The organism is Anaerotalea alkaliphila (assembly GCF_010179735.1).
GTDB lineage: Bacteria > Bacillota > Clostridia > Lachnospirales > Vallitaleaceae > Anaerotalea > Anaerotalea alkaliphila.
Map to the genome: position 1 here is coordinate 23,170 of NZ_JAAEEH010000002.1, position 22,424 is coordinate 45,593.

Annotated in this window: 21 protein-coding genes, 1 other RNA gene and 1 riboswitch; of the genes, 17 read left to right on the forward strand and 5 right to left on the reverse strand. The window is 61.7% G+C overall.

Annotated elements, in window-relative coordinates:
* Positions 1 to 63 precede the first annotated feature (63 nt).
* From tadA to recR, 5 genes are all read left to right on the forward strand, one after another.
* Positions 64 to 525 (forward strand): tRNA adenosine(34) deaminase TadA, encoded by a 462-nt coding sequence (gene tadA / locus GXN74_RS01165; protein WP_162369088.1) that lies wholly within the window; start codon positions 64 to 66, stop codon positions 523 to 525.
* A gap of 58 nt (positions 526 to 583) precedes the next feature.
* An RNA gene (gene ffs, locus GXN74_RS01170) (signal recognition particle sRNA large type) lies at positions 584 to 845 on the forward strand.
* Between the two features lie 97 nt (positions 846 to 942).
* Positions 943 to 2,562: a DNA polymerase III subunit gamma/tau gene (dnaX, locus tag GXN74_RS01175; protein WP_162369089.1), complete on the forward strand. Its 1,620-nt coding sequence runs from the start codon at positions 943 to 945 to the stop codon at positions 2,560 to 2,562.
* A gap of 34 nt (positions 2,563 to 2,596) precedes the next feature.
* Entirely contained in the window at positions 2,597 to 2,944 is a 348-nt protein-coding gene (locus GXN74_RS01180; RefSeq protein WP_162369090.1) for a YbaB/EbfC family nucleoid-associated protein, read from the forward strand.
* A gap of 3 nt (positions 2,945 to 2,947) precedes the next feature.
* Positions 2,948 to 3,547 carry a recombination mediator RecR gene (recR, locus tag GXN74_RS01185; RefSeq protein ID WP_162369091.1) on the forward strand — a complete coding sequence of 200 codons (600 nt, stop codon included), beginning with the start codon at positions 2,948 to 2,950 and terminating at the stop codon, positions 3,545 to 3,547.
* A 90-nt stretch (positions 3,548 to 3,637) separates the two neighbouring features.
* Here recR and GXN74_RS01190 read toward each other — a convergent pair whose 3' ends face one another.
* The 3 genes from GXN74_RS01190 to pflB all read right to left on the reverse strand — a co-directional run bounded on the left by GXN74_RS01190 (position 3,638) and on the right by pflB (position 6,914).
* Positions 3,638 to 3,808, reverse strand: coding sequence for a DUF362 domain-containing protein (locus GXN74_RS01190; protein WP_162369092.1), 171 nt, complete (start codon positions 3,806 to 3,808; stop codon positions 3,638 to 3,640).
* Positions 3,809 to 3,921: 113 nt separating this feature from the next.
* Positions 3,922 to 4,659 carry a pyruvate formate-lyase-activating protein gene (gene pflA / locus GXN74_RS01195; protein WP_162369093.1) on the reverse strand — a complete coding sequence of 246 codons (738 nt, stop codon included), beginning with the start codon at positions 4,657 to 4,659 and terminating at the stop codon, positions 3,922 to 3,924.
* Positions 4,660 to 4,682: 23 nt separating this feature from the next.
* Entirely contained in the window at positions 4,683 to 6,914 is a 2,232-nt protein-coding gene (gene pflB / locus GXN74_RS01200; RefSeq protein ID WP_162369094.1) for a formate C-acetyltransferase, read from the reverse strand.
* A gap of 195 nt (positions 6,915 to 7,109) precedes the next feature.
* Here pflB and GXN74_RS01205 point away from each other — a divergent pair, with 195 nt between their 5' ends.
* Complete coding sequence (locus GXN74_RS01205) at positions 7,110 to 7,814, forward strand: GntR family transcriptional regulator (protein ID WP_162369095.1); 705 nt, start codon at positions 7,110 to 7,112, stop codon at positions 7,812 to 7,814.
* 67 nt (positions 7,815 to 7,881) lie between these two features.
* Positions 7,882 to 8,085 carry a DUF1858 domain-containing protein gene (locus tag GXN74_RS01210; RefSeq protein ID WP_162369096.1) on the forward strand — a complete coding sequence of 68 codons (204 nt, stop codon included), beginning with the start codon at positions 7,882 to 7,884 and terminating at the stop codon, positions 8,083 to 8,085.
* Between the two features lie 75 nt (positions 8,086 to 8,160).
* Here GXN74_RS01210 and GXN74_RS01215 read toward each other — a convergent pair whose 3' ends face one another.
* Positions 8,161 to 8,868 carry an adaptor protein MecA gene (locus GXN74_RS01215; RefSeq protein WP_162369097.1) on the reverse strand — a complete coding sequence of 236 codons (708 nt, stop codon included), beginning with the start codon at positions 8,866 to 8,868 and terminating at the stop codon, positions 8,161 to 8,163.
* A 260-nt stretch (positions 8,869 to 9,128) separates the two neighbouring features.
* On the opposite strand from GXN74_RS01215, the gene GXN74_RS01220 reads away from it, so the two are divergent.
* The 6 genes from GXN74_RS01220 (at position 9,129) to GXN74_RS01245 (ending at position 17,708) form a co-directional block, all read left to right on the forward strand.
* Complete coding sequence (locus tag GXN74_RS01220; protein WP_162369098.1) at positions 9,129 to 10,403, forward strand: adenylosuccinate synthase; 1,275 nt, start codon at positions 9,129 to 9,131, stop codon at positions 10,401 to 10,403.
* Between the two features lie 122 nt (positions 10,404 to 10,525).
* A complete protein-coding gene (gene pth, locus GXN74_RS01225) occupies positions 10,526 to 11,092 on the forward strand; it encodes an aminoacyl-tRNA hydrolase (protein ID WP_162369099.1) in 567 nt (188 codons plus the stop codon).
* A 14-nt stretch (positions 11,093 to 11,106) separates the two neighbouring features.
* On the forward strand, positions 11,107 to 11,781 hold the full coding sequence (locus tag GXN74_RS01230; RefSeq protein WP_162369100.1) for a class D sortase: 675 nt from the start codon (positions 11,107 to 11,109) through the stop codon (positions 11,779 to 11,781).
* A gap of 127 nt (positions 11,782 to 11,908) precedes the next feature.
* A riboswitch (cyclic di-GMP riboswitch) is annotated at positions 11,909 to 11,990 on the forward strand.
* 63 nt (positions 11,991 to 12,053) lie between these two features.
* Entirely contained in the window at positions 12,054 to 12,971 is a 918-nt protein-coding gene (locus tag GXN74_RS01235) for a transglutaminase-like domain-containing protein (RefSeq protein WP_162369101.1), read from the forward strand.
* A 100-nt stretch (positions 12,972 to 13,071) separates the two neighbouring features.
* Complete coding sequence (mfd, locus tag GXN74_RS01240) at positions 13,072 to 16,605, forward strand: transcription-repair coupling factor (RefSeq protein ID WP_162369102.1); 3,534 nt, start codon at positions 13,072 to 13,074, stop codon at positions 16,603 to 16,605.
* 59 nt (positions 16,606 to 16,664) lie between these two features.
* Positions 16,665 to 17,708 (forward strand): SurA N-terminal domain-containing protein, encoded by a 1,044-nt coding sequence (locus GXN74_RS01245; RefSeq protein WP_162369103.1) that lies wholly within the window; start codon positions 16,665 to 16,667, stop codon positions 17,706 to 17,708.
* A 107-nt stretch (positions 17,709 to 17,815) separates the two neighbouring features.
* On the opposite strand, the gene GXN74_RS01250 is transcribed toward GXN74_RS01245, so the two are convergent.
* Entirely contained in the window at positions 17,816 to 18,760 is a 945-nt protein-coding gene (locus GXN74_RS01250) for a magnesium transporter CorA family protein (RefSeq protein ID WP_162369104.1), read from the reverse strand.
* 189 nt (positions 18,761 to 18,949) lie between these two features.
* Here GXN74_RS01250 and GXN74_RS14665 point away from each other — a divergent pair, with 189 nt between their 5' ends.
* The 4 genes from GXN74_RS14665 to GXN74_RS01270 are packed head-to-tail and all read left to right on the forward strand — an operon-like array spanning position 18,950 to position 22,420.
* Positions 18,950 to 20,413 carry a protein kinase domain-containing protein gene (locus GXN74_RS14665; protein ID WP_162369105.1) on the forward strand — a complete coding sequence of 488 codons (1,464 nt, stop codon included), beginning with the start codon at positions 18,950 to 18,952 and terminating at the stop codon, positions 20,411 to 20,413.
* On the forward strand, positions 20,359 to 20,973 hold the full coding sequence (locus tag GXN74_RS01260; RefSeq protein WP_162369106.1) for a hypothetical protein: 615 nt from the start codon (positions 20,359 to 20,361) through the stop codon (positions 20,971 to 20,973). Before GXN74_RS14665 ends, GXN74_RS01260 begins: the two co-directional genes overlap by 55 nt.
* Positions 20,974 to 21,010: 37 nt before the next feature.
* Positions 21,011 to 21,847 carry an SAF domain-containing protein gene (locus GXN74_RS01265; RefSeq protein ID WP_162369107.1) on the forward strand — a complete coding sequence of 279 codons (837 nt, stop codon included), beginning with the start codon at positions 21,011 to 21,013 and terminating at the stop codon, positions 21,845 to 21,847.
* Between the two features lie 12 nt (positions 21,848 to 21,859).
* Positions 21,860 to 22,420, forward strand: a complete 561-nt coding sequence (locus GXN74_RS01270; RefSeq protein ID WP_162369108.1) for a hypothetical protein — start codon at positions 21,860 to 21,862, stop codon at positions 22,418 to 22,420.
* Positions 22,421 to 22,424 lie beyond the last annotated feature (4 nt).

Sequence of the window (22,424 nt, forward strand, 5' to 3'; positions counted from 1 at the left end):
ATAATGTGTATAGAAAATGTAAATTACATGAACATTGTGTGAACAAATGGAAGGATCGGGCATATGACGGAAGAGGATTACATGCGGGAGGCCTTGGAGGAGGCCATGAAGGCCTATGCCCTGGAGGAGGTCCCCATCGGTGCGGTGGTGGTCCACGAGGGAAAGGTCATCGGGAGGGGCTACAACCGGAGGAACACGGACAAGAGCACCCTGGCCCACGCCGAGCTGACCGCCATCATGGAGGCCTCGGCGGCGCTGGGGGACTGGCGCCTGGAAGGGTGCACCATGGTGGTCACCCTGGAGCCCTGCCCCATGTGCGCGGGGGCCATCGTCCAGGCCCGGATGGACAAGGTGGTGGTGGGGGCCCCCAACCACAAGGCGGGAAGCGGGGGCACCCTCATGGACATCCTCCGTTTTCCCGGATTCAACCACCAGGTGGAGGTCCGGGAAGGGGTGCTGCTGGAGGAGTGCCGGGAGCTGCTGCAGCGGTTCTTCCGGGAGTTGCGGGAGCGGAAAAAGGCTTGACATCCGCTGCCAAATGGACTATACTTGACCTTGCTTTATAAGTTGGGTTTTAAAGTTTCCGTGCAGCCGGGGAGTCAGCGGTGCCCTGTACCTGCAATCCGCTACAGCAGGGGTGATGCCAATCCGAGGCTTGCATCTTGCAAGGCTGGCTTTGATAAGTGGCAATGACGACCGGGTCTTGCGCAACAGGACTCCATGAACCGTGTCAGGACCGGAAGGTAGCAGCACTAAGTGGAACCCCCTGTGTGCCGCAAGGGCGCCTGGTCTGAGTCAACTGTCAGGGTAACGCTTGTGAATGCCTGTCGAAGTGCGGCGCACGGATTTAAAATTATAGAAACCATTGAAACGAAACCAGGACTATTGATGGGACGGACAACCGTTCCGTGCGTAGTCCTTTTTTTGCAAGGAGGGATTCCTGTGTCTTATACCGCCCTATATCGGAAATGGCGCCCCGTGGACTTCCACCAGGTGGTGGGCCAGGACCCCATCGTCCGCACCCTGTCCAACCAGATCAAGGCAAGCCGCATCGGCCACGCCTACCTTTTTTGCGGAACCCGGGGTACGGGGAAGACCACCCTGGCCAAGATCTTCGCCAGGGCGATCAACTGCCAGGCGCCGGTGGAAGGGAACCCCTGCAACCGGTGCCCGGTCTGCAGGAACCTGCTGGACGGGAAGAGCATGAACGTCATCGAGATGGATGCGGCCTCCAACAACGGGGTGGACAACATCCGGGAGATCCGGGAGGACGTCCGCTACACACCCACGGAAGGGAAGTACAAGGTCTACATCATCGACGAGGTGCACATGCTTTCCACGGGGGCCTTCAACGCGTTGCTGAAGACCCTGGAGGAGCCGCCGCCCCATGTGGTCTTCATCCTGGCCACCACGGACCCCCACAAGATCCCGCCCACCATCCTGTCCCGTTGCCAGCGCTACGACCTGCGGCGGATCCCCATGGAGGTCATCGCCCATACCCTGGCCGGCTACATGGTGGAGGAGGGGATCGGGCAGGAGGAGAAGGCCATCCGTTACGTGGCCCGGGTGGCGGACGGCTCCATGCGGGACGCCCTGAGCATCCTGGACCAGTGCATCGCCTTCTACATCGGGGAAAGCATCACCTTCGAGAAGGTCCTGGAGGTGCTGGGGGCGGTGGACAGCACCGTTTTCATGGAGCTGGTGGAAAGCATCCACCAACAGGACGCCAGAGCGGCCCTGGACCTTCTGGACCGGGTGGTCATGCAGGGGCGGGACCTGGTCCAGTTCCTGGTGGACCTGCTTACCCACCTGCGGAACATGCTGGTGGTCAAGAACATGCCCCAGGCCCAGGAGGCCCTGGACCTGTCGGCGGAAAGCCAGGAGGCCATCCGCCAGGCCGTGGGGGACTACAGGGACGAGGAGATCATGCATCTGGTCCAAGCCTTTTCCGACCTTGAGGGGAAGGTGAAGGGGGCCGCCGCCAAGCGGGTCCTCATCGAGATCGAGGTCCTCCGGCTCTGCCGGAAGACCATGGACAGCACCCCCCAGGGTCTACTGGACCGGATCGGGGACCTGGAGAAGAGGATGGCCGAAGGGGTGCCCCAGGCCCCCCCCCCGGTCCGGGCGCCCAAGGAGCCCAAGGAAGGGAAGGCCCCAGTCAAGAAGGAGCGGACCGTCCTTCCGGAAGCCTATCCGGAGGACATCCGGGCCGCCATCAGCCACTGGGGTGCCCTGGTGGACCGGACCGAGGCGTTCCTGAAGGCGGCCCTGCGCCAGGCCACCCCCCTGTATCTGGAGGGGGACCAGAACCAGGAGGCCCCGGTCCTGACAGTGCTGGTGGAGAACGAGACCCAAAAAAACATATTGTCACAGGAAGAATATTTGGGTACAATGATAAGGATCTTGGAGGAGCTGCACAAGAAGCGGTTCCAGGTGGCGGTGGTGGACGAGAAGGACTATATGGCCAGATCCTCCAGCCACAGCAGGGATACCTTGGAGGAAGCGAAAAGCGTGTTCGAGGAGCTCTCGTCCAAAATAAATTTTACCATCGAAGTGAAATGACACGGAGAGGAAATGGACCGGAAAGGAGAACGACATGGCAAAAAAAGGCGGTTTTGGGGGCGGAATGCCCGGCAACATGAACAACCTGATGAAGCAGGCCCAGAAGATGCAGCAGCAGATGCAGGAGATGCAGGAGAACCTGGATGACCTGACCTTCGAATCCACCGCGGGAGGCGGGGTGGTCAAGGCCGTGGTGAACGGCAAGAAGATGCTCAAGTCCATTGAGATCAAGCCGGAGGCTGTGGACCCGGACGATGTGGAGACGCTGGAGGACCTGATCGTGGCTGCCGTGAACGGCGCCGTGAAGGCCGCGGAGGACGCGGTCAACAGCCAGATGTCCAAATTCACCGGCGGGATGAACCTGCCCGGAGGCCTGTTCTAGTCCATGGACTACTACGGCAGCCATATCGGCCAGCTGATCGAGGAGCTGGGCAAGCTCCCGGGCATCGGCCACAAGACGGCCCAGAGGCTGGCTTTCCATCTGGTGAACAGTCCTCCGGAGACGGCCAGGAGCCTGGCGGAGGCCATCCTGGGGGCCAAGCAGAACACCCGGTATTGCGAGCAGTGCTTCACCATCACGGACCAGGCCCTGTGCCCCATCTGCGGCAATCCCAAACGGGACGCCCGCACCATCATGGTGGTGGAGCAGTCCCGGGACCTGGCGGCTTATGAGCGGACCCGGCAGTACAAGGGCCTCTACCATGTGCTCCAGGGGGCCATCTCCCCCATGTTGGGCATCGGTCCCGGGGAGCTGAAGGTCCGGGAGCTTCTGGTGCGGCTCCAGAAGGAGGACATCGACGAGGTGATCCTGGCCACCAACTCCACGGTGGAAGGGGAGGCGACGGCGGTCTACCTGAGCAAGCTGATCAAGCCCTCGGGCATCCGCACCACCCGGATCGCCAACGGCGTCCCCGTGGGCGGCGACCTGGAGTATGTGGATGAGGTGACCCTGTCCCGGGCCCTGGAAGGCAGGACGGAGCTCTAGAACAAGCGTGGACGAACGTTTTCGATGGACAAAAAAACAGGCAGGGCCTTTGGGGCTTCTGCCTGTTTTCGCATTCAAAATCGCTTTTGACTACTCGGGCTGGGGTGCGTCTACGGGACAAACATCCGCGCAAGCGCCGCAGTCGATGCATGTGTCCGCGTCGATCACATACTTGGAATCCCCTTCGGAAATTGCGTTGACCGGACATTCGGGCTCGCAAGCGCCGCAAGAAATACACTCGTCGTTGATTACATATGCCATGTTGACACCTCCTCATTCTCGTTTTACAAGTTCCATTTTAACCCATACCCTGGGAGAATACAAGAAGCAGAAGGTAAAAATTTTCGGCGCTGTCAGACAGCGCCGAAGGGCCTTCAGGTGGTGGCCACCTGCAGGTTGTACTCCTTGAAGATGGCCATTGCGGCCACCAGGGATTCCTTGGAAGGCTCGGGGGTGTCCCCCAGCTTGTATTCGTAGCCCAGCTCGTTCCACTTGTATTCCCCCATCTTGTGGAAGGGAAGCACGTCGATCCGCTGGATGTGCTGGAACCCTCCCAGATACGCCGCCAGGGCCCGGATGTGCTCCGGCTGGTCGGAGAGGCCCGGAACCAGCACGTACCGGATCCACACGGGAATCCCCTGGGCCTGGGTGTATTCGAAGAATTCCAGGGTGGGTCCCAGACCGGCGCCGGTGATGGCCTTGTATGTTTCCGGGTCGAAGTGCTTGATGTCCAGGAGCACCAGGTCCGTAAGGCCCAGAAGCTCCTTCACCCGGTCGTTGAGGAGGAAACCGGAGGTGTCCAAGGCCGTATGGATTCCGGATTCCCGGCAGAGTTTGAAGAGCTCCACCAGGGGGCCGGCCTGGAGCAGGGGATCCCCCCCCGTGACGGTCACCCCGCCCTTGGAGAACCGCATGTAGGACTTGTACTTGGAGATTTCGGCAAAGAGCTCCTCCACGGTGTACGCGGTCCCTCCGGACATCTTCCAGGTGTCCGGATTGTGGCAGTACTGGCAGCGCAGGGCGCAGCCCTGGAGGAACACCACGAAGCGGATTCCGGGGCCGTCCACGGTGCCGCAGCTTTCCAATGAATGCACTTTCAGTGTTGCGGACATAAGAACACCTCCTTGGGAATCAATCAGATCTTTTCATGGAAGGTACGGTGGATCACATCCAGCTGCTGTTCCCGGGTCAGCTTCACGAAATTGACCGCGTAGCCGGAAACGCGGATGGTCAGCTGGGGGTATTTCTCCGGATGGTCCATGGCGTCCAGCAGGGTCTCCTTGTCGAACACGTTCACGTTGATGTGATGGCCGGTGTCGTGGAAGTAGGCGTCCAGCATCCCCGCCAGGTTGTCCACCCGGCTGGCGGCATCCTTGCCCAAGGCCTTGGGGACGATGGAGAAGGTGTAGGAGATGCCGTCGGCCGCATGCTTGTAGGGCAGCTTGGCCACCGAAGCCATGGAGGCGATGGCGCCGTTCTTGTCCCGGCCGTGCATGGGGTTGGCGCCGGGAGCGAAGGGCTCCCCTTTTTTCCGGCCGTCGGGGGTGGCCCCGGTCTTCTTGCCGTACACCACATTGGAGGTGATGGTCAGCACGGAAAGGGTGGGGATGGAATCCCGGTAGGTCTTGTGCTTGCGCAACTTGTTCATGAAGGTCTCCACCAGCCCGTTCGCCAGCTCGTCCACCCGGTCGTCGTTGTTCCCGAAGGCGGGATAGCTGTCCGGATCCACCTCGTAGTCCACGGCCAGCCCCTCCGCGTTCCGGATGACCCGGACCTTGCTGTGCTTGATGGCGGAAAGGGAGTCGGCCACCACGGAAAGTCCGGCGATGCCGCAGGCGGAGGTGCGCAACACGTCTTTGTCGTGGAGGGCCATCTGGACCCGTTCATAGGCGTACTTGTCGTGCATGTAGTGGATGACGTTCAGGGTGTTGATGTAGAGCTGGGCCAGCCAGTCCATGACCTGGTCGAACTTGCGCATGACCTCTTGGTACTCCAGGGTGTCCCCGGTGATGGGGGCGAATTCCGGCCCCACCTGGATTCCCAGGTACTCGTCCTTCCCGCCGTTGATGGCGTAGAGCAGGGCCTTGGCCAGGTTGGCCCGGGCGCCGAAGAACTGCATCTGCTTCCCGATCCGCATGGCGGACACGCAGCAGGCGATGCCGTAGTCGTCCCCATAGGACTCCCGCATCAGGTCGTCGTTCTCGTACTGGATGGAGCTGGTGTCGATGGAGACCTGGGCCACATACCGCTTGAAGGGCTCCGGCAGCTGCTCGGACCAGAGGATGGTCAGGTTGGGCTCCGGGGCGGGGCCCAAGGTGTAGAGGGTGTGCAGCATCCGGTAGCTGGTCTTGGTCACCAGGGGGCGGGCATCCAGCCCCACGCCTCCGATGGCTTCCGTCACCCAGGTGGGGTCTCCGGAAAAAAGGTCGTTGTACTGTGGGGTGCGCAGGAAACGCACCATCCGAAGCTTCATGACGAAGTGGTCCATCAGCTCCTGGGCCCCGGCCTCGGTCAGGGTGCCGTTCCGCAGGTCCCGTTCGATGTAGATGTCCAGGAAGGTGGAGACCCGGCCCAGGGACATGGCGGCCCCGTCCTGCTCCTTGATGGCGGCCAGATAGGCGAAATAGGTCCACTGGATGGCTTCCCGGGCGTTTTCGGCAGGGCGGCGGATGTCGAAGCCGTAGGACCGGGCCATGGCCACCAGCTCCTTCAGGGCCGCGATCTGCTCGGAAAGCTCCTCCCGCAGGACGATGGTGTCCTCTTCCATGTAGTCCATGTCCAGCTGGCGCTTCTCCGCCTCCTTGGCCTGGATCAGGAAATCCAGGCCGTAGAGGGCCGCCCGGCGGTAGTCCCCGATGATCCGTCCCCTGCCGTAGGCGTCCGGAAGTCCCGTGATGATGCCGGACTTCCGGGCGGCCAGCATCCCTTCGGTGTAGGCGTCGAACACCCCGTCGTTGTGGGTCTTGCGGAAGCTGGTGAAGATCTCCTCCGTCATGGGGTCCAGCTGGTAGCCGTAGGCCTCCAGGGCGCCCTTCACCACCCGGATGCCGCCGTTGGGCAGGATGCCCCGCTTCAGGGGGGCGTCGGTCTGGAAGCCCACGACGGTTTCCCGATCCCGGTCCAGATAGCCCGGACCATGGCTGGTGATGGTGGAGGGGATCCGGGTTTCGGCGTCCAGGATGCCCCTTTCGGTCTCCTCCTGGTACAGGCCCTGGACCTGCTCCCAAAGGGCCTTCGTGTCCTCGGTGGGGTCCGCCAGGAAACCGGCGTTTCCCAGATAGGGGGAAAAGTTCTTCTGTATGAAATCACGGACATCCACGCTCTTCGTCCAATCGCCGGGCGTGAAGCCCTTCCATGCGTTTTGCATAAATACCTCCTGTGGTGTGCTGTTGTATGTGGGGCCTCGGGGTATTCCCACCGGTCCGGTAGGAATACCCTGCTTCCATTATATAAGTATACTGTATACACGTCAAGTGGTTTCTAGCAAATAATTGTTATGGTTTGCAAGGGCCCCTCCTTTGTGCTATCATCAAGGGAGAGTTTTGGCGGCGGGAGGAAGAAGATGGACAGTCTGTATTTGCGCTTGAAGAAGGACCTTGCGGGGAAGATCCAGGACCAGACCTACAAGCCGGGGGACAAGCTGCCCCCGGAGAGGACCCTGGCGAAGGACTACGGCGTCAGCCGGATGACCCTGCGGCAGGCCCTGAAGGAACTGGAAGAGGAGGGGGCCCTGCTGCGGGAACCGGGGCGGGGCACTTTTGTGGCCTCCCCCTCCTTCCTGCAGCAGAACGTGAAGAGCTTCACGGAAACCATCCGGGGCCAGGGCTACGAGCCCACCACCCGCATCCTGGAATTCTCCACCATCTATGATTCCCAGGTCCTCAGCCAGCGTCTGGGGGTGGACCGGGGGACCCGCTTCTACAAGCTGAAGCGCCTGCGTCTGGGGAGCGGCACCCCCATCGCCCTGGAGACCCTCTATATCCCCGAGGAGAGCTGCCCCGGCCTGGGGGAGAAGGAACTGGAGGGCTCCCTCTACAAGGTCCTGGAGGAGGAGTACGGCTTCACCGTCACCAACATCTCCTGCCAGATGGATGCGGTCATGGCGAACCGCAGCCTCATGGAGATCCTGCAGCTCGGGAAGCCCATGGCGCTGTTGAAGGTCAATGGCATCACCTACGCACAGAACGGGCGGAAGCTCTTCTACGAGGAGTCCTGGTACCGGCCGGACCTCTACCGTTACCAGGTGGACATCCTGAAAAGAAATTGAGAGCCCCTTGAAAACGGGCCAGAACTGTATTATAATAGCCTATACCATTTGAACAGGAGGAATACCCATGGCACAGATTACAAAAGAAATGATCATCGCAGATATACTCCGTGTGGACCAAGGCATCATCCCCATCCTCATGGAAGCCGGCATGCACTGCATCGGCTGCCCGTCCTCCCAGGGAGAGACCCTGGAAGAGGCCTGCATGGTGCACGGCATGGACGTGAACGAACTGGTCAAGAAGATCAACGACCATCTGGCGTCCAAATAGGTCCCCAAAGGTCCCATGCATGGATAAAGGGCTGCATCCGAAGCCATCGGCTTCGGATGCAGCCCTTTTGGTGCGCTAAAGGTCGCTCAGGACCTTGACTGCGTTTTCCTTGATGAGCACGTCGTAATGCTCCTTGAAGTAGTGGGCCACTTGTTTCCTTGCGGGAACGGCCTCGCCGTATTCGGAAATCCTGCCGAAGATGAGCTTGTCCTCCGACCGGGGGAGGTTCTCCGCCACCACGGTCAGATAGTATTTGAGGTGCTTTCCTTCCTTGTACAGGGCGCTTTCCTTGATGTCCATGGAGGCCAGGTACTTTGCCGCATCGGTGGCGTGATTCAGGGAATCGAACCGGTACACAAGGAATGTGCCGACGTTTTCGGGCACACCCTCCGGGGAGCGGACGGGCAACCGGGAACCTGTTTCCGTTTCCGCCTCCTGGGCCGCCTTGGAGGCGCCGTTGGTGGCGTATTCCCGCTTCCTGAAGGTGCGGGTGTTGGGAACAGGCAGATTGGAGAACCTGTCCTCCAGCTCATCGGGATTCTCCACTTTGGTGATGATCAGCATGATGCTGTCCGAAGAAAGGGGGACCGCCTCGATCATCAGGGGGGAATCGTTGGGGTCGAATCCGAACTGGTCGGATGCCTGGTCCATCATGTCCCTGAAAAGCGCCTGGGCCTTTTCCGTGCCGTAGGCCAGTTCGCTGACCTTGATTTCCCTGGACTGGAGGTCCGATTTGTTCAGCACGCACTTGATTTGGTTGCTGTTCACTTTTTCGATTTTCATAAAATCACTTCCTTTCCTGCAGCATCGCAATGCTGGAATTCCCTTCTGGAAGGGCGGAAGCCTAGCGCAGGCATGCTTCCCTAACTTTATTATACAATAGATGTTCTCCCTTTGCCATGGATATTTGTTGCGGCGGCTACCAAAGATCCCCGGAAAAAGGCCCTTCCCCTGTGGCAGGTTGATGGAGAAGTTGTTGATTTATGCGGATTAATCTGATAAACTGGTTGTGCAAATCGGATTTTTAGAAAGGAGCTATGGCTATGGCTACAAAAGTTGTGATCGGTGCCCAATGGGGTGACGAAGGAAAAGCCAAAATCATTGATATATTATCGGAGGAGGCAGAGGTTGTCATTCGTTCCCAGGGCGGAAACAATGCGGGGCATACCGTAGCTGTGGAAGGAAAAGTATACAAATTCCATCTGGTGCCTTCGGGCGTCCTGTACCCCGGGACCCTGTGCGTCATCGGGAACGGCGTCGTAGTGGACCCGGAAGGGATTTTAGAGGAAATAGACGGGCTGCAGGCCCAAGGCATCAGCACCGACAATCTGCGGATCAGCCTCCGGGCCCATCTGGTGATGCCCTACCACAAGGTGCTGGACGGCATCAGCGAGGAGTCCCTGGGCGAAGGGGACATCGGCACCACCAAGAAGGGCATCGGTCCCTGCTACATGGACAAGGCGGAGCGCAGCGGCATCCGGATCTGCGACCTGCTGAAGCCCGAGGTCTTTGCGGAGAAGGTCCGCAAGAACGTGCTGGTGAAGAACAAGATCATCAAGTTCGTGTACGACAAGGACGTCCAGCTGGATGCCGAGGAGATCATCGCCAAGTACCTGGCCTATGGGAAACGGCTGGAGAAGTACTTTGCAGACACCACGGTCATCGCCTATGAGGCCATCAAGGCGGGAAAAAGGGTGCTCTTCGAAGGCGCCCAGGGGACCCTTCTGGACCTGGACCTGGGAACCTATCCCTACGTGACATCGTCCCATCCTGTAACGGGAGGCGTGTGCATCGGCGCGGGCATCGGCCCCACCATGATCGACGAGTGCATCGGCGTCATGAAAGGCTATGTGACCCGGGTGGGCAAAGGCCCCTTCCCCACGGAGCTCCATGACGGAATCGGGGAGGCCATCCGCACCGCCGGAAACGAGTTCGGCACCACCACCGGAAGGCCCCGCCGTTGCGGTTGGTTCGACGCCGTCATCGGCAAGTATGCCGTCCGGACCAGCGGCCTCACCGCCATCGCCCTGAATAAGGTGGACGTGATGGCAGGCCTTCCGGAAGTGAAGATCTGCACCGCCTACAAGCTGGCGGGCAAGGTCGTGGAGCACTTCCCCGCCAGCCTGGAGGACCTTTCCGCCTGCGAGCCGGTCTACGAGACCATGCCCGGCTGGGGGGAGATTTCCCACATCACCACCTACGGCGAACTTCCCGAGCAGGTGAAGAACTACGTGAAGCGCCTGGAAGAGTTGTGCGAATGCAAGATCACCATGGTGGGCGTGGGCCCCGAACGGAACCAGAACATCCTGGTGGACTGACCGGGACCGACCGGAAATAGACCGGGCAAGAACGATGCCCGCAGACGGGGGACGTACAGCGGCCGCAAGACGGCCTGCAGGGTGCGTCCCCTGTGCCTATTCCGGGAAAAGGAGGGAAGGAAATGCTGATCATCATCGGCCTGGGGAATCCAGGCCTGAAATACGAGGAGACCCGGCACAACGTGGGGTTCAAGGTCGTGGACCTATTCGCCCGGGAGCACGGGATCGCCTTCGACAGGAGCCGGCACAAGGCCCTGCTGGGCCAGGGGACGGTGCGGGGGCAGAAGGTCCTGCTGGTGAAGCCCCAGACCTACATGAACCTGAGCGGGGAAAGCGTCCGGGCGGTCCTGGACTTCTACAAGGAGGATCCCGCCGACATCGTGGTCATCTACGACGACATCAGCCTGGCGCCGGGAGCCCTGCGCATCCGGCTGAAAGGCAGCGCTGGAGGCCACAACGGCATCAAGAGCATCCTCTCCCACATCGGGACGGACGCCTTCCCCCGGATCAAGGTGGGCGTGGGCAGCCAGCCCCCCGGCTGGGACCTGGCGGATTTCGTCATGACCACCTTCAACAAGGAAGAGAAGGTCCTGATGGAGGAGAGCATCGCCTATGCGGTCAAGGCCATCGAAGGAATCCTGGAAGAGGGAGCCCAGGCGGCCATGAACCGCTACAACCGGAAGGCCTGAAAGGAGGCGATCCCATGGACAAGAGGAAAGCGCTCAGCCGTCTGCTGATCCTGCTGGGAGGGGTGTTGGTGCTCTATGCTGCGGGAGGACGGCTGTGGGGAAGCTACAAGCAGAACCAGATGATGGAAAGCCCCCTGCTGGAATGGGCGGCTCCGGAGGAGACCGTCCTGGGCTACGCCGGACTGGAGGATGTCTTCCAGGAAGCCGGCGGCGCCCAGGAGGCGGCCCAGGCCCAGGACCGCTGGTCCATCCAGGAGGAGCCTTTGCTCCAGGAGGCTGCCCCCGCCCTCCCCACGGGGACCCGGATGGGGACCATCCGCATCCCCAAACTCAAGCTGGAACTGCCCATCGCCGAAGGTACGGACGCGGCCACGCTGAACTACTTCGTGGGGCATATGGTGGGGACCACCTATCCCGGAGAGGTGGGGAATTCAGTGGTTTCGGCCCATCGGAGCCACACATTCGGCAAGTTCTTCAACCGGCTGGACGAGCTGGAGAGCGGGGATACGGTGACGGTGGAGACCGCCCGGGGAAAGACCACCTACGTGGTCTACAAGAAGCTGTTGGTGGAGCCGGACGACCTGTCCGTGCTGAAAAGCACCGACAGGCACAAGGTGCTCACCCTGATCACCTGCGACCCCATGATCAACCCCACCCACCGGCTGGTGGTCCATGCGGTGGAGCGCTAGCCGAAAACGGACATTACAGATTCGTTACATCTATTGCGGCCGGGGCGGGAATATGGTAAACTACAGACATGTGAATGTGAATGTGAATGTGAATGTTAATGTCCGATGAGAATTCCAGGAAAACCATCACCGACAACGGCAAACCAGTCGAAAGGCTGGGACGCAAAGCTACAGGGCCTTTCCCTTCGGGGTGGCAGCCAGCTGCCGAAAGAGGGTTTTTTTCCTTTTTATGGAGTAGGTGGGGGAGTCCTCCGACAAAGGAGATGATTGCCATGAAGAAGACTGTGTTATTCCTAGGAACCTTCGCCCTGCTTCTGGGCCTGGGCTTCCTGGCCGGCCCGGTGGAGGCCGCAAGCGTTGGGGGAGGGGCTGTCCCCACGGTCCAGACGGCCGTTCCGGAAGTGCCGGAGGAGACGGTGGCCCGGGGCTACGGAATCGACTTCAGCAAGAGCGACCAGGGGATCGTCCGGGTCTACTTCAACACCGGCACCGCCGCCAAGGTGAAGCTGATGGTGGTGAAGGATGCCGAACAGTATGTGTACAACCTGAAGAACGGCACGGAGTACGTGAACTTCCCTCTCCAGATGGGGGACGGGACCTACACGGTCTCCATCTTCGAGAACACGGTGGACAGCAAGTACCGCAGGATCGCCGGGGCGACCGCCCAGGTGGCGCTGCCCGATCCTAAGGCGGTGTACCTCCAGTCCGTCCAGGAGATCGACTGGACTCCCCGGAATGTGGCCATCCTGACAGGGAAGCAGCTCCTGTCCAACCTGGAGGCGGCCAGGCTGAAGAACAACCAGCCCCCGGTGCTGACCGGCAAGGATGTGGTGAACTCCTTCCATGGCCACGTGATCCGGAAGATCGCCTACGATTACGAGAAGATCAAGAGCCTCTCCTACGACTACCTGCCCCAGATCGACAAGGTGCTGGCGGAGGAGAAGGGCATCTGCTACGACTATTCGGCCCTGCTGGCCTCCATGTTGCGGAGCCAGGGGGTGCCCACCCGGATGGTGAAGGGATATGCCAGCACCACCGACGTGTACCACGCATGGAACGAGATCTACCTGGCGGCGGAAGACCGTTGGGTGGTGGTGGACTCCACCTTCGACGCGGCCAATTTCCGGGGAGGCAGGGCCTTCAACCTGGAGAAGGCCACGGCCAGCTACCGGAAGCTGAAGCAGTACTAGAAGCATAAAGGTGCCAGGCACTGTGAACATTCGTTCACAGTGCCTGGCACCTTTATGCTATAATGTTAGCAACAGAGTTCCGATGAAAGAAGAGGCGAGGATGGAGAAAGAGATGGAAACGGATCAGATCATAGGACAACTCAAGGACTTGGAGGCCTTCGAGGCCATCCGCCACAGGATCCGGTACGGAGGGCTGCCGGTGTACGCCACGGGGGTGGCGGATTCCCAGAAGTGCCATTTCGTCCACGGGATCATGCCCCGGGGGCAGCGGCTGGTTGTCACCTACAACGAGCTGAAGGCCAAGGAGATGGCCGAGGACCTGCGGTACTTCACCGGGGGGGAGGTCCATTACTACCCCTCCAAGGACATCATATTCTACAGCGCCGATGTCCACAGCAACGACATCATCCGGGAGCGGATCCGGATCCTGGAGAAGCTGCTGTCCGGAGAGGAGGCCATGGTGGTGCTCTCAGTGGAGGCCCTGATGGACCCCCTGGTCCCCCCGGAGATGTTCCAGGGAAGCTTCCTGGAGGTGGAGACCGGCGGGGAGCTGGATATGAAATCCCTGCCCAAGGTCCTGGTGCGGATGGGCTACGAGCGGGTGGAGCAGGTGGAAAGCAAGGGGCAGTTCGCCATCCGGGGAGGCATCGTCGACCTGTATCCGGTGCAGGAGGAGAACCTCTACCGGATCGAGCTTTTCGACACGGGGGTGGACTCCATCCGGCAGGTCAACCCGGAGAGCCAGCGCTCCATCCAGAACGTGGAGCGGCTCCGGATCATCCCCGCCCGGGAGGTGGTGGTGGACCAGGCCGCCATGGAGCGGGCGGCGGCGGGAATCCGGAAGGACCTGGCCACCCTGGAGAAGAAATTCAAAGCCGCGGGGAACAAGGAAGCCCTGGAGCGGCTCAAAAGCCATGCCCAGGGGACCCTGGAGAAGGTGGAGAACCTGGGGAACTTCAGCGGCATAGAGAGCTGCTTCAACTACTATTTCGACCAGGCGGCCTCCCTGCTGGACTACATGCGGAAGCCTTTCCTGTTCCTGGACGAGCCGGTCCGGATCCAGGAGCGTTTCGCGGGGATCCAGAAGGAATTCACGGAAAGCATGGCCCACCGGTTCGAGAAGGGGTATCTGCTGCCGGGACAGATGAAGGTGGGGCACGACCTGGCGGACATCCTGGGGCAGGTGGAGAAGCATCCGGTGGTCCTGTTGGGGACCCTGTACTCCCAGCGGAAGCTCCTGGACTACAAGTTCCATGTGGAGGTGGAGGTCAAGTCCGTGCTCCCCTACCACAACGACTTCGACAGTCTCCGGGGGGACATGAACTACCTCCTGGGGCAGGGATACCGGCTGGTGCTGCTCAGCGGCTCCCGGACCCGGGCCCAGCGCCTGGTCCAGCTCCTGGACGACTCCGGGATCCCCTCCTACTACCTGCCCCGTCGGGAGGTCCCCTTGGAGAAGGGGAAGGTGGCCGTAGGGGTGGGGAGCATCCACAAGGGCTTCCTCTACCCCCAGATCCAGTTCGGGGTCCTGACGGAGACCGAGCTCTCCGGCAGCGGCAAGAAGCGGGGAACCGCCCGGAAGAGCGGGAAGAAGCGGAACAAGATCGACTCCTTCACGGACCTGAAGGTGGGGGACCATGTGGTCCACGACAACTACGGGGTAGGGGTCTTCAGGGGCATCGAGACCATCGAGGTGGACGGGATCAGCAAGGACTTCATCAAGCTGGGATACCGGGACAACGGGAACCTCTACATCAGCACCAACCAGCTGGACGTGATCCAGAAATACATCGGTGGGGAAGGCAAGCAACCCAAGCTGAACAAGCTGGGAGGGTCGGAATGGAAGAAGGCCAAGGCCAAGGTCCGGGGAGCAGTGGAGGAGCTGGCCAAGGACCTGGTGGAGCTCTACGCCCGCCGGGAAAACGAGAAGGGGCACGCCTACGGCCCCGACACCCCCTGGCAGCGGGAGTTCGAGGAGATGTTCCCCTATGAGGAGACGGACGACCAGCTGACGGCCATCGAGGAGACCAAGGCGGACATGGAAAGCGGCAAGATCATGGACCGGCTGCTCTGCGGGGACGTGGGGTACGGCAAGACGGAGGTGGCCATCCGGGCGGCCTTCAAGGCGGTCCAGGAGGGGAAGCAGGTGGCCTACCTGGTCCCCACCACCATCCTGGCCCAGCAGCACTACAACAACTTCGTCCAGCGGATGAAGGACTTCCCCATCCAGGTGGAAGTCCTCTCCCGGTTCAGGAGCGCCAAGGAGCAGAAGGATGTCCTCAAGAACATGGAAAAGGGGCTGGTGGACATCGTCATCGGGACCCATCGGCTGGTTTCCAAGGACGTCCGCTTCAAGGACCTGGGCCTGCTGATCATCGACGAGGAGCAGCGCTTCGGGGTGGCCCACAAGGAGAAGATCAAGAAGATGAAGGAGACCGTGGACGTCCTCACCCTCACGGCCACCCCCATCCCCCGGACCCTCCACATGAGCCTGGTGGGGGTCCGGGACATGAGCATCCTGGAGCAGCCTCCCCAGGAGCGCCAGCCCATCCAGACCTATGTCCTGGAGCATGACGAGGAGCTGGTGAAGGACGCCATCTACCGGGAACTCTCCCGGGAGGGGCAGGTCTACTACGTCTACAACCGGGTGGACAACATCCAGGACGTGGCGGGGAGGATCAAGGCCCTGGTCCCCGAGGCGGAGGTGGCCTTCGCCCACGGGCAGATGAGCGAGCGGGAGCTGGAGAACATCATGTTCGACTTCATCAACGGGGAGATCGACGTCCTGGTCTCCACCACCATCATCGAGACGGGGCTGGACATCGGGAACGTGAACACCATCATCATCCAGGACGCCGACCGCATGGGCCTCTCCCAGCTCTACCAGCTCCGGGGGCGGGTGGGCCGGACCAACCGGCTGGCCTTCGCCTACCTGACCTACCGGCGGGACAAGATCCTCCAGGAGACCGCGGAAAAAAGGCTGACCGCCATCCGGGAGTTCACGGAATTCGGCTCCGGCTTCAAGATCGCCATGCGGGACCTGGAGATCCGGGGTGCCGGGAACCTGCTGGGCCAGCGGCAGCACGGCCACATGGACGCCGTAGGCTACGACATGTACTGCAAGCTGCTGGAGGAGGCCGTCCACCAGCACCAGTTGGGGGACGGTCCGGCCAGGGAGAAGTTCGAGACCAGCATCGAGATGGATGTGGACGCCTACATCCCCGGAACCTACATCGAGGACGAGGTCCGGAAGATCGAAAGCTACAAGAAGATCGCCGCCATCCAGAAGGAGGAGGATTACCTGGATGTCCAGGAAGAGCTTCTGGACCGCTACGGGGAGCTGCCCCAGCCGGTGCAAAACCTCCTGGAGATCGCCCTGGTGAAGGCCATGGCCCACGACGTGGACATCCTGAAAGTGGAGGAGCGGAAGGGGAAGGTCCTCCTGGAGGTCAAGCAGGACGCGGCCCTCCAGGCGGAGAAGCTGCCGGCCCTCATCGCCAGGCACCCCAAGCGCCTCCGCTTCACGGTCCACGAGCGCCCCTACTTCACCCTTCTGCTCCAGGATGTGGACAGGAAGGAAATATTCAGTCATATTAAGAATACGTTACAAGACATAAAAGAATTGATGTCCTAGAAGCCCTGGCCTATAATGAAGGGGAGGGAAATGACGCAAAAAAGGAACGGTGGTTTCACATGGGACAGATGAACCGGAGATTCAAGCTGGCCGCAGCCAGGGCATCGGCCCTATTGCTGGCGGCCTTCATGCTTTTTGCGGGATGCGGCAGGGAACCGGAAGGGAAGGACCCTGTGGTGGTCACGGTGAACGGCTGGGAAGCCTCCCGCGCGGAAGTGATGCTCTACATGCTCCAGGTCCAGACCGAGTTCGAACGGGCGGCCGGACCGGGGGTCTGGGAGATCGAGGACTTCAGCGGAGGCAAGACCGCCTCGGAGGTGGCCAAGCAAGGGGCCCTGGACAACCTGGTGCGGGTTAAGGTCCTGAACGCCAAGGCCCGGGAGACGGGGCTGGAGGTGCCGGCGGACCTGGCCTCCCTGGTGGAGCGTCAGGCGGACGACCATTACAGCGCCTTGGAACCGGCCTACCGGGACGGGAACCACATCACCCGGGACCTGGTGCGCAAGGTTTTCCTGGAGTTCCAGCTGGCCGCCATCATGGGGGAGTCCGTGGCCGCGGAGGTCCAGCCCACCCAGGAGGAAATCCGGCAGCGGCTGGACCGGATGGAAGCGTACGCCCAGATTGCAGGCCTGGACCAGGAGAAGCTCCATGAGGATTACACCCTGGGCTACCTGCGGGTGGGCAAGGCCGATGGCCCCCAAGCCAGGGAACTGCTGGAGGAGGCCAGGATCCAGGTGGAGGAAGGGGCTTCCCTGGAGGAGGCGGGAGAGGCCTGGTTCGGGGAGGAGGTCCCCTACAGCCTGGGCACCCTGGAGGCCAGCCGCCTGACGGCGGACCCCCGGCATCTGGAGGCCTTCACCAAGGCCCCTGGAGAGGTCACCCGGATCCTGGAGGACCAGGACGGGTTCCTTTTCTTCCTGGTGGAGGGCATCGCCCCCGGGGAACCCGATCCGGAGATCTACCGCCGATGGCTGGACGGCCAGACGGAAGCGGCGAAGGAACTGCTTAGGAGGGAGACCTTCGAACGGATCTACCAGGAATGGAAGCTGAACGCCCAGGTCCAGGTCAGGGAAGACCTGTGGAGCGGAATTAGGATCCAGTGACGGAAAACAGGAAGGACAACAAAAAGCTGGGGCAAAACCACATGCGGAGACGCATTTGGTTTTGCCCCAGCTTTTTCCATTTCCATGGAAGGGGAAGGGATCCGGGCCTAGAACAGGTTCTTCTTCAGCATGACGAGCCCCAGGACCCCGGCGATCACACTGGAGATCAGGAAGATCCAGAGGAAGGCGTGTGGTTCGTCCGCCAGGGGAACCGCCACGTTCATGCCGAAGAAGCTGGCCACGATGGTGGGGATGGACAGGACGATGGTGATGGAGGCCAGGATCTTCATGACGATGTTCAGGTTGTTGGAGATCACGGAGGCGAAGGCGTCCATGGTCCCGCTCAGGATGTTGCTGTAGATGCCGCTCATCTCGATGGCCTGCTTGTTCTCGATGATGACGTCCTCCAGGATTTCCTGGTCTTCGGGATACATCTTGACGGGATTGAAGCGCATCATCTTCTCCAGCACCACCTCGTTGCTCTTCAGGGAGGTGGAGAAATACACCAGGGACTTCTCCAGGCCAAGGAGCTGGATCAGCTCCTTGTTCTTCAGGGAACGGTGGAGCTCCATCTCGACCTGATTGCTGCGCCTGTCGATCTGGCGCAGGTACTGGAGGTAAAAGGCGGCGTTCTTGTACAGGATCTGGAAGATGAACCGGGTCTTCTTGTAGGTGAAGAAGCCTTTCACCCGCCGGTTGATGAAATCGTCCAGGATGGCGTGCTCCTTCATGCAGATGGTGATGATGTTGTGGTCGCTGACGATGATGGACATGGGGACGGTGATGTAGAGTCCCGCGTACTCCTCGCTGCTGGCCACAGGGATGTCGATGATGATCAGGGTGTAGTCCTCGTCGGTCTCTATCCGGGAGCGCTCCTCTTCGTCCAGGGCGGCCAGGATGAAATCCTCGGGAACATCCAGGGCCATCTTCAAGAAGGTGATTTCCTCCGGTGTGGGTTGGACCAGGTTGATCCAGGCCCCCTTCTGTATGTTTTCTATTTGCAGGAACTCCGTACCGGTGGGCAGGTCATTGGTCATGAATATTTGCAGCATGGGAAATCACCTCCATTAGGTTTGTAAGCGGTCGCGCCCTCTTTACATTAGCATCTGGAGGGGGCAAAGTCAATAAAGTTGTTGCAAAGTTGCAACCCAGGGTGGCGGCGGGCGTGGATTGATATGCTCGTCCACCTGGGCCATAATGGTCCCAAGGGGCCAAGGCGCCCGGAAAGGGAGGGACCGGCTGTGGAAGTGGAAAAAGAAGGGATACTGCTGGGGAGGTACCAGGTCCTTAAGGAACTGGGCCGGGGCGGGGGAGGCCAGGTCTTCCAGGTGCGCCACCTGCGGCTGAACAACCTGTGGGCGGTGAAGAGGGTCCGGGTGGGAGACCAGGACGCCCTCCGGGAATACCGGCTCCTGAAGGACCTGGACCATCCGGGGATTCCCCGGACCATCGACATCGAAGAGGAAGGAGGGAGCCTGTACCTGGTACAGGAATATGTGGAGGGTACGACCCTGCTGGACTACAAGGCCCAAAACCCCGGCATCCCGGAGGAGGAATGCGTGGACTACATGCTCCAGCTGGCCGACATCCTGGCCTACCTCCACGGCTTCGCGGACACCCCCATCCATTACAGGGACATCAAGCCGGAGAACATCCTCCGGACCCCCCAGGGGAGGCTGAAGCTGGTGGACTTCGGCATCGCCAGCACCCGGGAGGAAGGGGAAGGGGGCATCCCCCTGGGGACCAGGGCCTATGCGGCGCCGGAGCAGTACGGCATGGCCGCCAGCGACGGAAGGACCGACATCTTCTCCCTGGGGGTGGTGATGTACTTCCTCCTGACAGGGCTCCATCTCCTGGACCCGCCCTACAGGATCCAGCCCCTGGGCGGGCTGAACAGCGAGGCCACCCAAGCCTTCGGGGAAATCCTCCGGAAATGCACCATGACCCTCCCGGCCAAGCGCTACCAGGACGTGGGGGAGCTCAGGAAGGCCCTGGAGGGCCTGCGGCGGGACCGGCTGGCCGGGGAGGCGGCGGACCTTTCCGAGCGCTTTGGCGGCAAGCCCATCCTGGTCTGGGGGATCCGGAGCAGGATGGGCGCCACCCACATCGCCATCCTGCTGGGGAGCTGCCTGGTGAAAAGGGGCTTCAAGGTGGCCCTCCTGGAATGGAACGGCTCCCGGGACTTCCAGCGGTTGGAGCACCGTTCCCGGGACGCGGTCTCCTGCCGGGACCGGTTCACCAAGGGGGGCCTGGACTTCTACCCGGAGTGCCGGACCCGCCTCCCCCGGAAGGGGCAGCTCCCCTCCTACGACTATGTGGTGGTGGACGGAGGCTGGAAAGGCCGGGAGACGGAGGAGCCCCAAGCCCCCGGAGCCCTCCGGTTCCTGGTGGCCGGGGGCAAGGAATGGGAGCTGGAGGCTTTCGAGGAGTACCACCTGGGGCCGGAAGCGGGGGAAGCGGTGGACAGCCGCTACCTCTTCAACTTCCTTGAAGAGGAGGCCTTCGGAGGGATCCGGGAGGACGCCTCCCCCAGGGTCAGCCACCGGGTGCCCTACTGTCCGGACCCCTTCGCCCCTGGGGAGGAAACCCTCCGGGAAGTGGACAAGTGGCTGGACCTGGAAGGAATCTGTGGAAAAAAGGAGGAAAGCCCATGGGGATTTTCAAGAAAAGGGAGGAAGGCCCGAAAAGGGGCGGCGTCCGGCTGATCGGCGTCTGCGGGGTGGTCCCCGGCGGGGGCGCCACCCACACCGCCATCCTGCTGGCCAACTATCTCCGGCAGAAAAGGCGCCGGGTGGCCCTGCTGGAATGGAACGGGAAGGAGGACTTCGCCAAGCTCCAGCGGTTCTACGAGGGCAGGAGCTACCGGGACGGGGAGGGGAGGCGGTTCTCCATCGGCGGGGTGGACTACTACAAGGCCTTTACCCTGGAGGACCTGCCCGCCATCCTGGAGCGCAGGTACGACGACATCCTCTTCGACAAGGGCAGCCGCCCCGGGGGAGGCCAGGACCGGATCTTCTGCGAGGTGAACCTGCTGGTGGCCCACGCCAGCGAATGGCGGCAGGAGGGGCTGCTGGAATGCTGGGAAGGCCGGCAGGGGGCGGGAGGCCTGGGGGAGAACTGGCAGGTCCTGGTGCCCCTGGGGATCGAGGAGAACATCCGGAGCCTCCAGAAGCGGGTGGGCATGCCCATCCACCGGATCGGCTGCTTCGAGGACCCCTTCACCAAAAACAAGGCGCTGCTGGAGGTCTTCGGCAAGGTCCTTTGACCCGACGGGGGCGGAGGCAACAGGAAAGGGAGGTCGAATGATGTCGTTGATCGGACAGAGGAAGAGGAACCTGCTGCTGGGGATCCTGGGAGGCGCCCTGCTGGGGGCAGCCCTGGCCCTGGGGGCGTCGGGGATCCTGGACAGGAAGGAGGAGGCCCAGGCCCCCCCGGTCCAGTCGGTGGTGGTGGCCAGGAACACCATCCCCTGGGGGACGACCATCGCCCGGGAGGACCTGGGGATGGAGCTGATGGAGACGGACCGGCTGCCGGAAGGGACGGCCGGGGTCTGGGAAACGGTGGCGGGCCGGGTGGCCCTCTTCGACATCCCCCCGGGCACCATTTTGACGGAGGCCATGAGCAGTCCCTGGGAGAAGCCCCCGGACGGGCTCCGGCTCCACGAGTACGAAAGCTTCCTCCTGCCGTGGAAGCTGGGGGTGGCGGACCGGGTGGACGTGCGGATCCAGTTCCCCACGGGGGAGGATTTCGTGGTCCTCACCCACAAGAAGGTGGAGGACATGGACCGGGAGAACAACCGGATCTGGATGGTCCTGGAGGAGGAGGAGCTCCTGCGGATGTCCAGCGCCCTGGTGGACACCCTGCTGGGTGCCGGGACCCGGCTGTACCTGGTCCCCTATGTGGAGCCCAAGCTCCAGGCCCCGGCGGCGGTGGACTATCCGGTCAACAAGAAGGTGCTGGCCCTGCTGGCCCGGAACCCGGGATACGGGGACCAGCTGGCGAAGGAGCTGGAACTGCTGCGCCGGGGGCAACTTGAGGGGAACCTGGCCGCCTCCGACCCGGAACTGGTCCGGGCGGTGGAGCAGGTGCTGGGGGTGGAACCCGTGCCGGACCGGCCTTTGGATCCGGTGGACTTTTAGGAGGAGGAGACAATGGAGAGAATCTATTTTTTGGGAGAGGGAAGCCGGGAAAAAAGGGATTTCCTGGCCTATCTGCAGGCATCGGGGGGAGCGGCCCTGGAGGGGGTGGAGCTTTCGGACATCGGGGAGCTTTCGGAGCTGGCTTTCTTCGGGGAAGGGCGGGGCGGACGGCTGGAGCGGGGAGAGGCCCTGCTGGAACTGGGGAAGGTGTTCCTGGTGAGCGGCATGGACCGGGAGGCCCTGGAGGGCACCCGGGAACTGGTCCGGGCCTGGTTCGACAAGACCGGCCAGGCGCCCTACCTGCTCCTGCTGGACACCAGCTGGGGAAGCCGTCTGGGCAGCCGGTTCGCCGTGCGTTACCTGGAGAAGGGCTCCCGGCAGGACTGCTTCATGGAGGTGGTTTCCCTGGAGCACAGGGAGGAGGACCACCGGTTGCGGATCGAGGACGGGCATGAGGGGACCTGCCGGCACAGGAAGCTTTCCAGGCCCTACAGGAAGGCCCTGGAGAAGGTACTGGAGCTGATCCGCGCGGAGACGGCGGAAGTGCGGACACAGGAAGGGAAGGGGGAATGACGCC

Coding starts and splice junctions, on each gene's coding strand:
- pflA (WP_162369093.1), bottom strand. CDS start 4,659: ATGTCCGCAACACTGAAAGTGCATTCATTGGAAAGCTGCGGCACCGTG.
- recR (WP_162369091.1), top strand. CDS start 2,948: ATGGACTACTACGGCAGCCATATCGGCCAGCTGATCGAGGAGCTGGGC.
- GXN74_RS01190 (WP_162369092.1), bottom strand. CDS start 3,808: ATGGCATATGTAATCAACGACGAGTGTATTTCTTGCGGCGCTTGCGAG.
- GXN74_RS01245 (WP_162369103.1), top strand. CDS start 16,665: ATGGGACAGATGAACCGGAGATTCAAGCTGGCCGCAGCCAGGGCATCG.
- GXN74_RS01265 (WP_162369107.1), top strand. CDS start 21,011: ATGATGTCGTTGATCGGACAGAGGAAGAGGAACCTGCTGCTGGGGATC.
- GXN74_RS01230 (WP_162369100.1), top strand. CDS start 11,107: ATGGACAAGAGGAAAGCGCTCAGCCGTCTGCTGATCCTGCTGGGAGGG.
- GXN74_RS01250 (WP_162369104.1), bottom strand. CDS start 18,760: ATGCTGCAAATATTCATGACCAATGACCTGCCCACCGGTACGGAGTTC.
- pflB (WP_162369094.1), bottom strand. CDS start 6,914: ATGCAAAACGCATGGAAGGGCTTCACGCCCGGCGATTGGACGAAGAGC.
- pth (WP_162369099.1), top strand. CDS start 10,526: ATGCTGATCATCATCGGCCTGGGGAATCCAGGCCTGAAATACGAGGAG.
- GXN74_RS01180 (WP_162369090.1), top strand. CDS start 2,597: ATGGCAAAAAAAGGCGGTTTTGGGGGCGGAATGCCCGGCAACATGAAC.
- GXN74_RS01260 (WP_162369106.1), top strand. CDS start 20,359: ATGGGGATTTTCAAGAAAAGGGAGGAAGGCCCGAAAAGGGGCGGCGTC.
- GXN74_RS01210 (WP_162369096.1), top strand. CDS start 7,882: ATGGCACAGATTACAAAAGAAATGATCATCGCAGATATACTCCGTGTG.
- GXN74_RS01235 (WP_162369101.1), top strand. CDS start 12,054: ATGAAGAAGACTGTGTTATTCCTAGGAACCTTCGCCCTGCTTCTGGGC.
- GXN74_RS01270 (WP_162369108.1), top strand. CDS start 21,860: ATGGAGAGAATCTATTTTTTGGGAGAGGGAAGCCGGGAAAAAAGGGAT.
- GXN74_RS01220 (WP_162369098.1), top strand. CDS start 9,129: ATGGCTACAAAAGTTGTGATCGGTGCCCAATGGGGTGACGAAGGAAAA.
- tadA (WP_162369088.1), top strand. CDS start 64: ATGACGGAAGAGGATTACATGCGGGAGGCCTTGGAGGAGGCCATGAAG.
- mfd (WP_162369102.1), top strand. CDS start 13,072: ATGGAGAAAGAGATGGAAACGGATCAGATCATAGGACAACTCAAGGAC.
- GXN74_RS01215 (WP_162369097.1), bottom strand. CDS start 8,868: ATGAAAATCGAAAAAGTGAACAGCAACCAAATCAAGTGCGTGCTGAAC.
- GXN74_RS01205 (WP_162369095.1), top strand. CDS start 7,110: ATGGACAGTCTGTATTTGCGCTTGAAGAAGGACCTTGCGGGGAAGATC.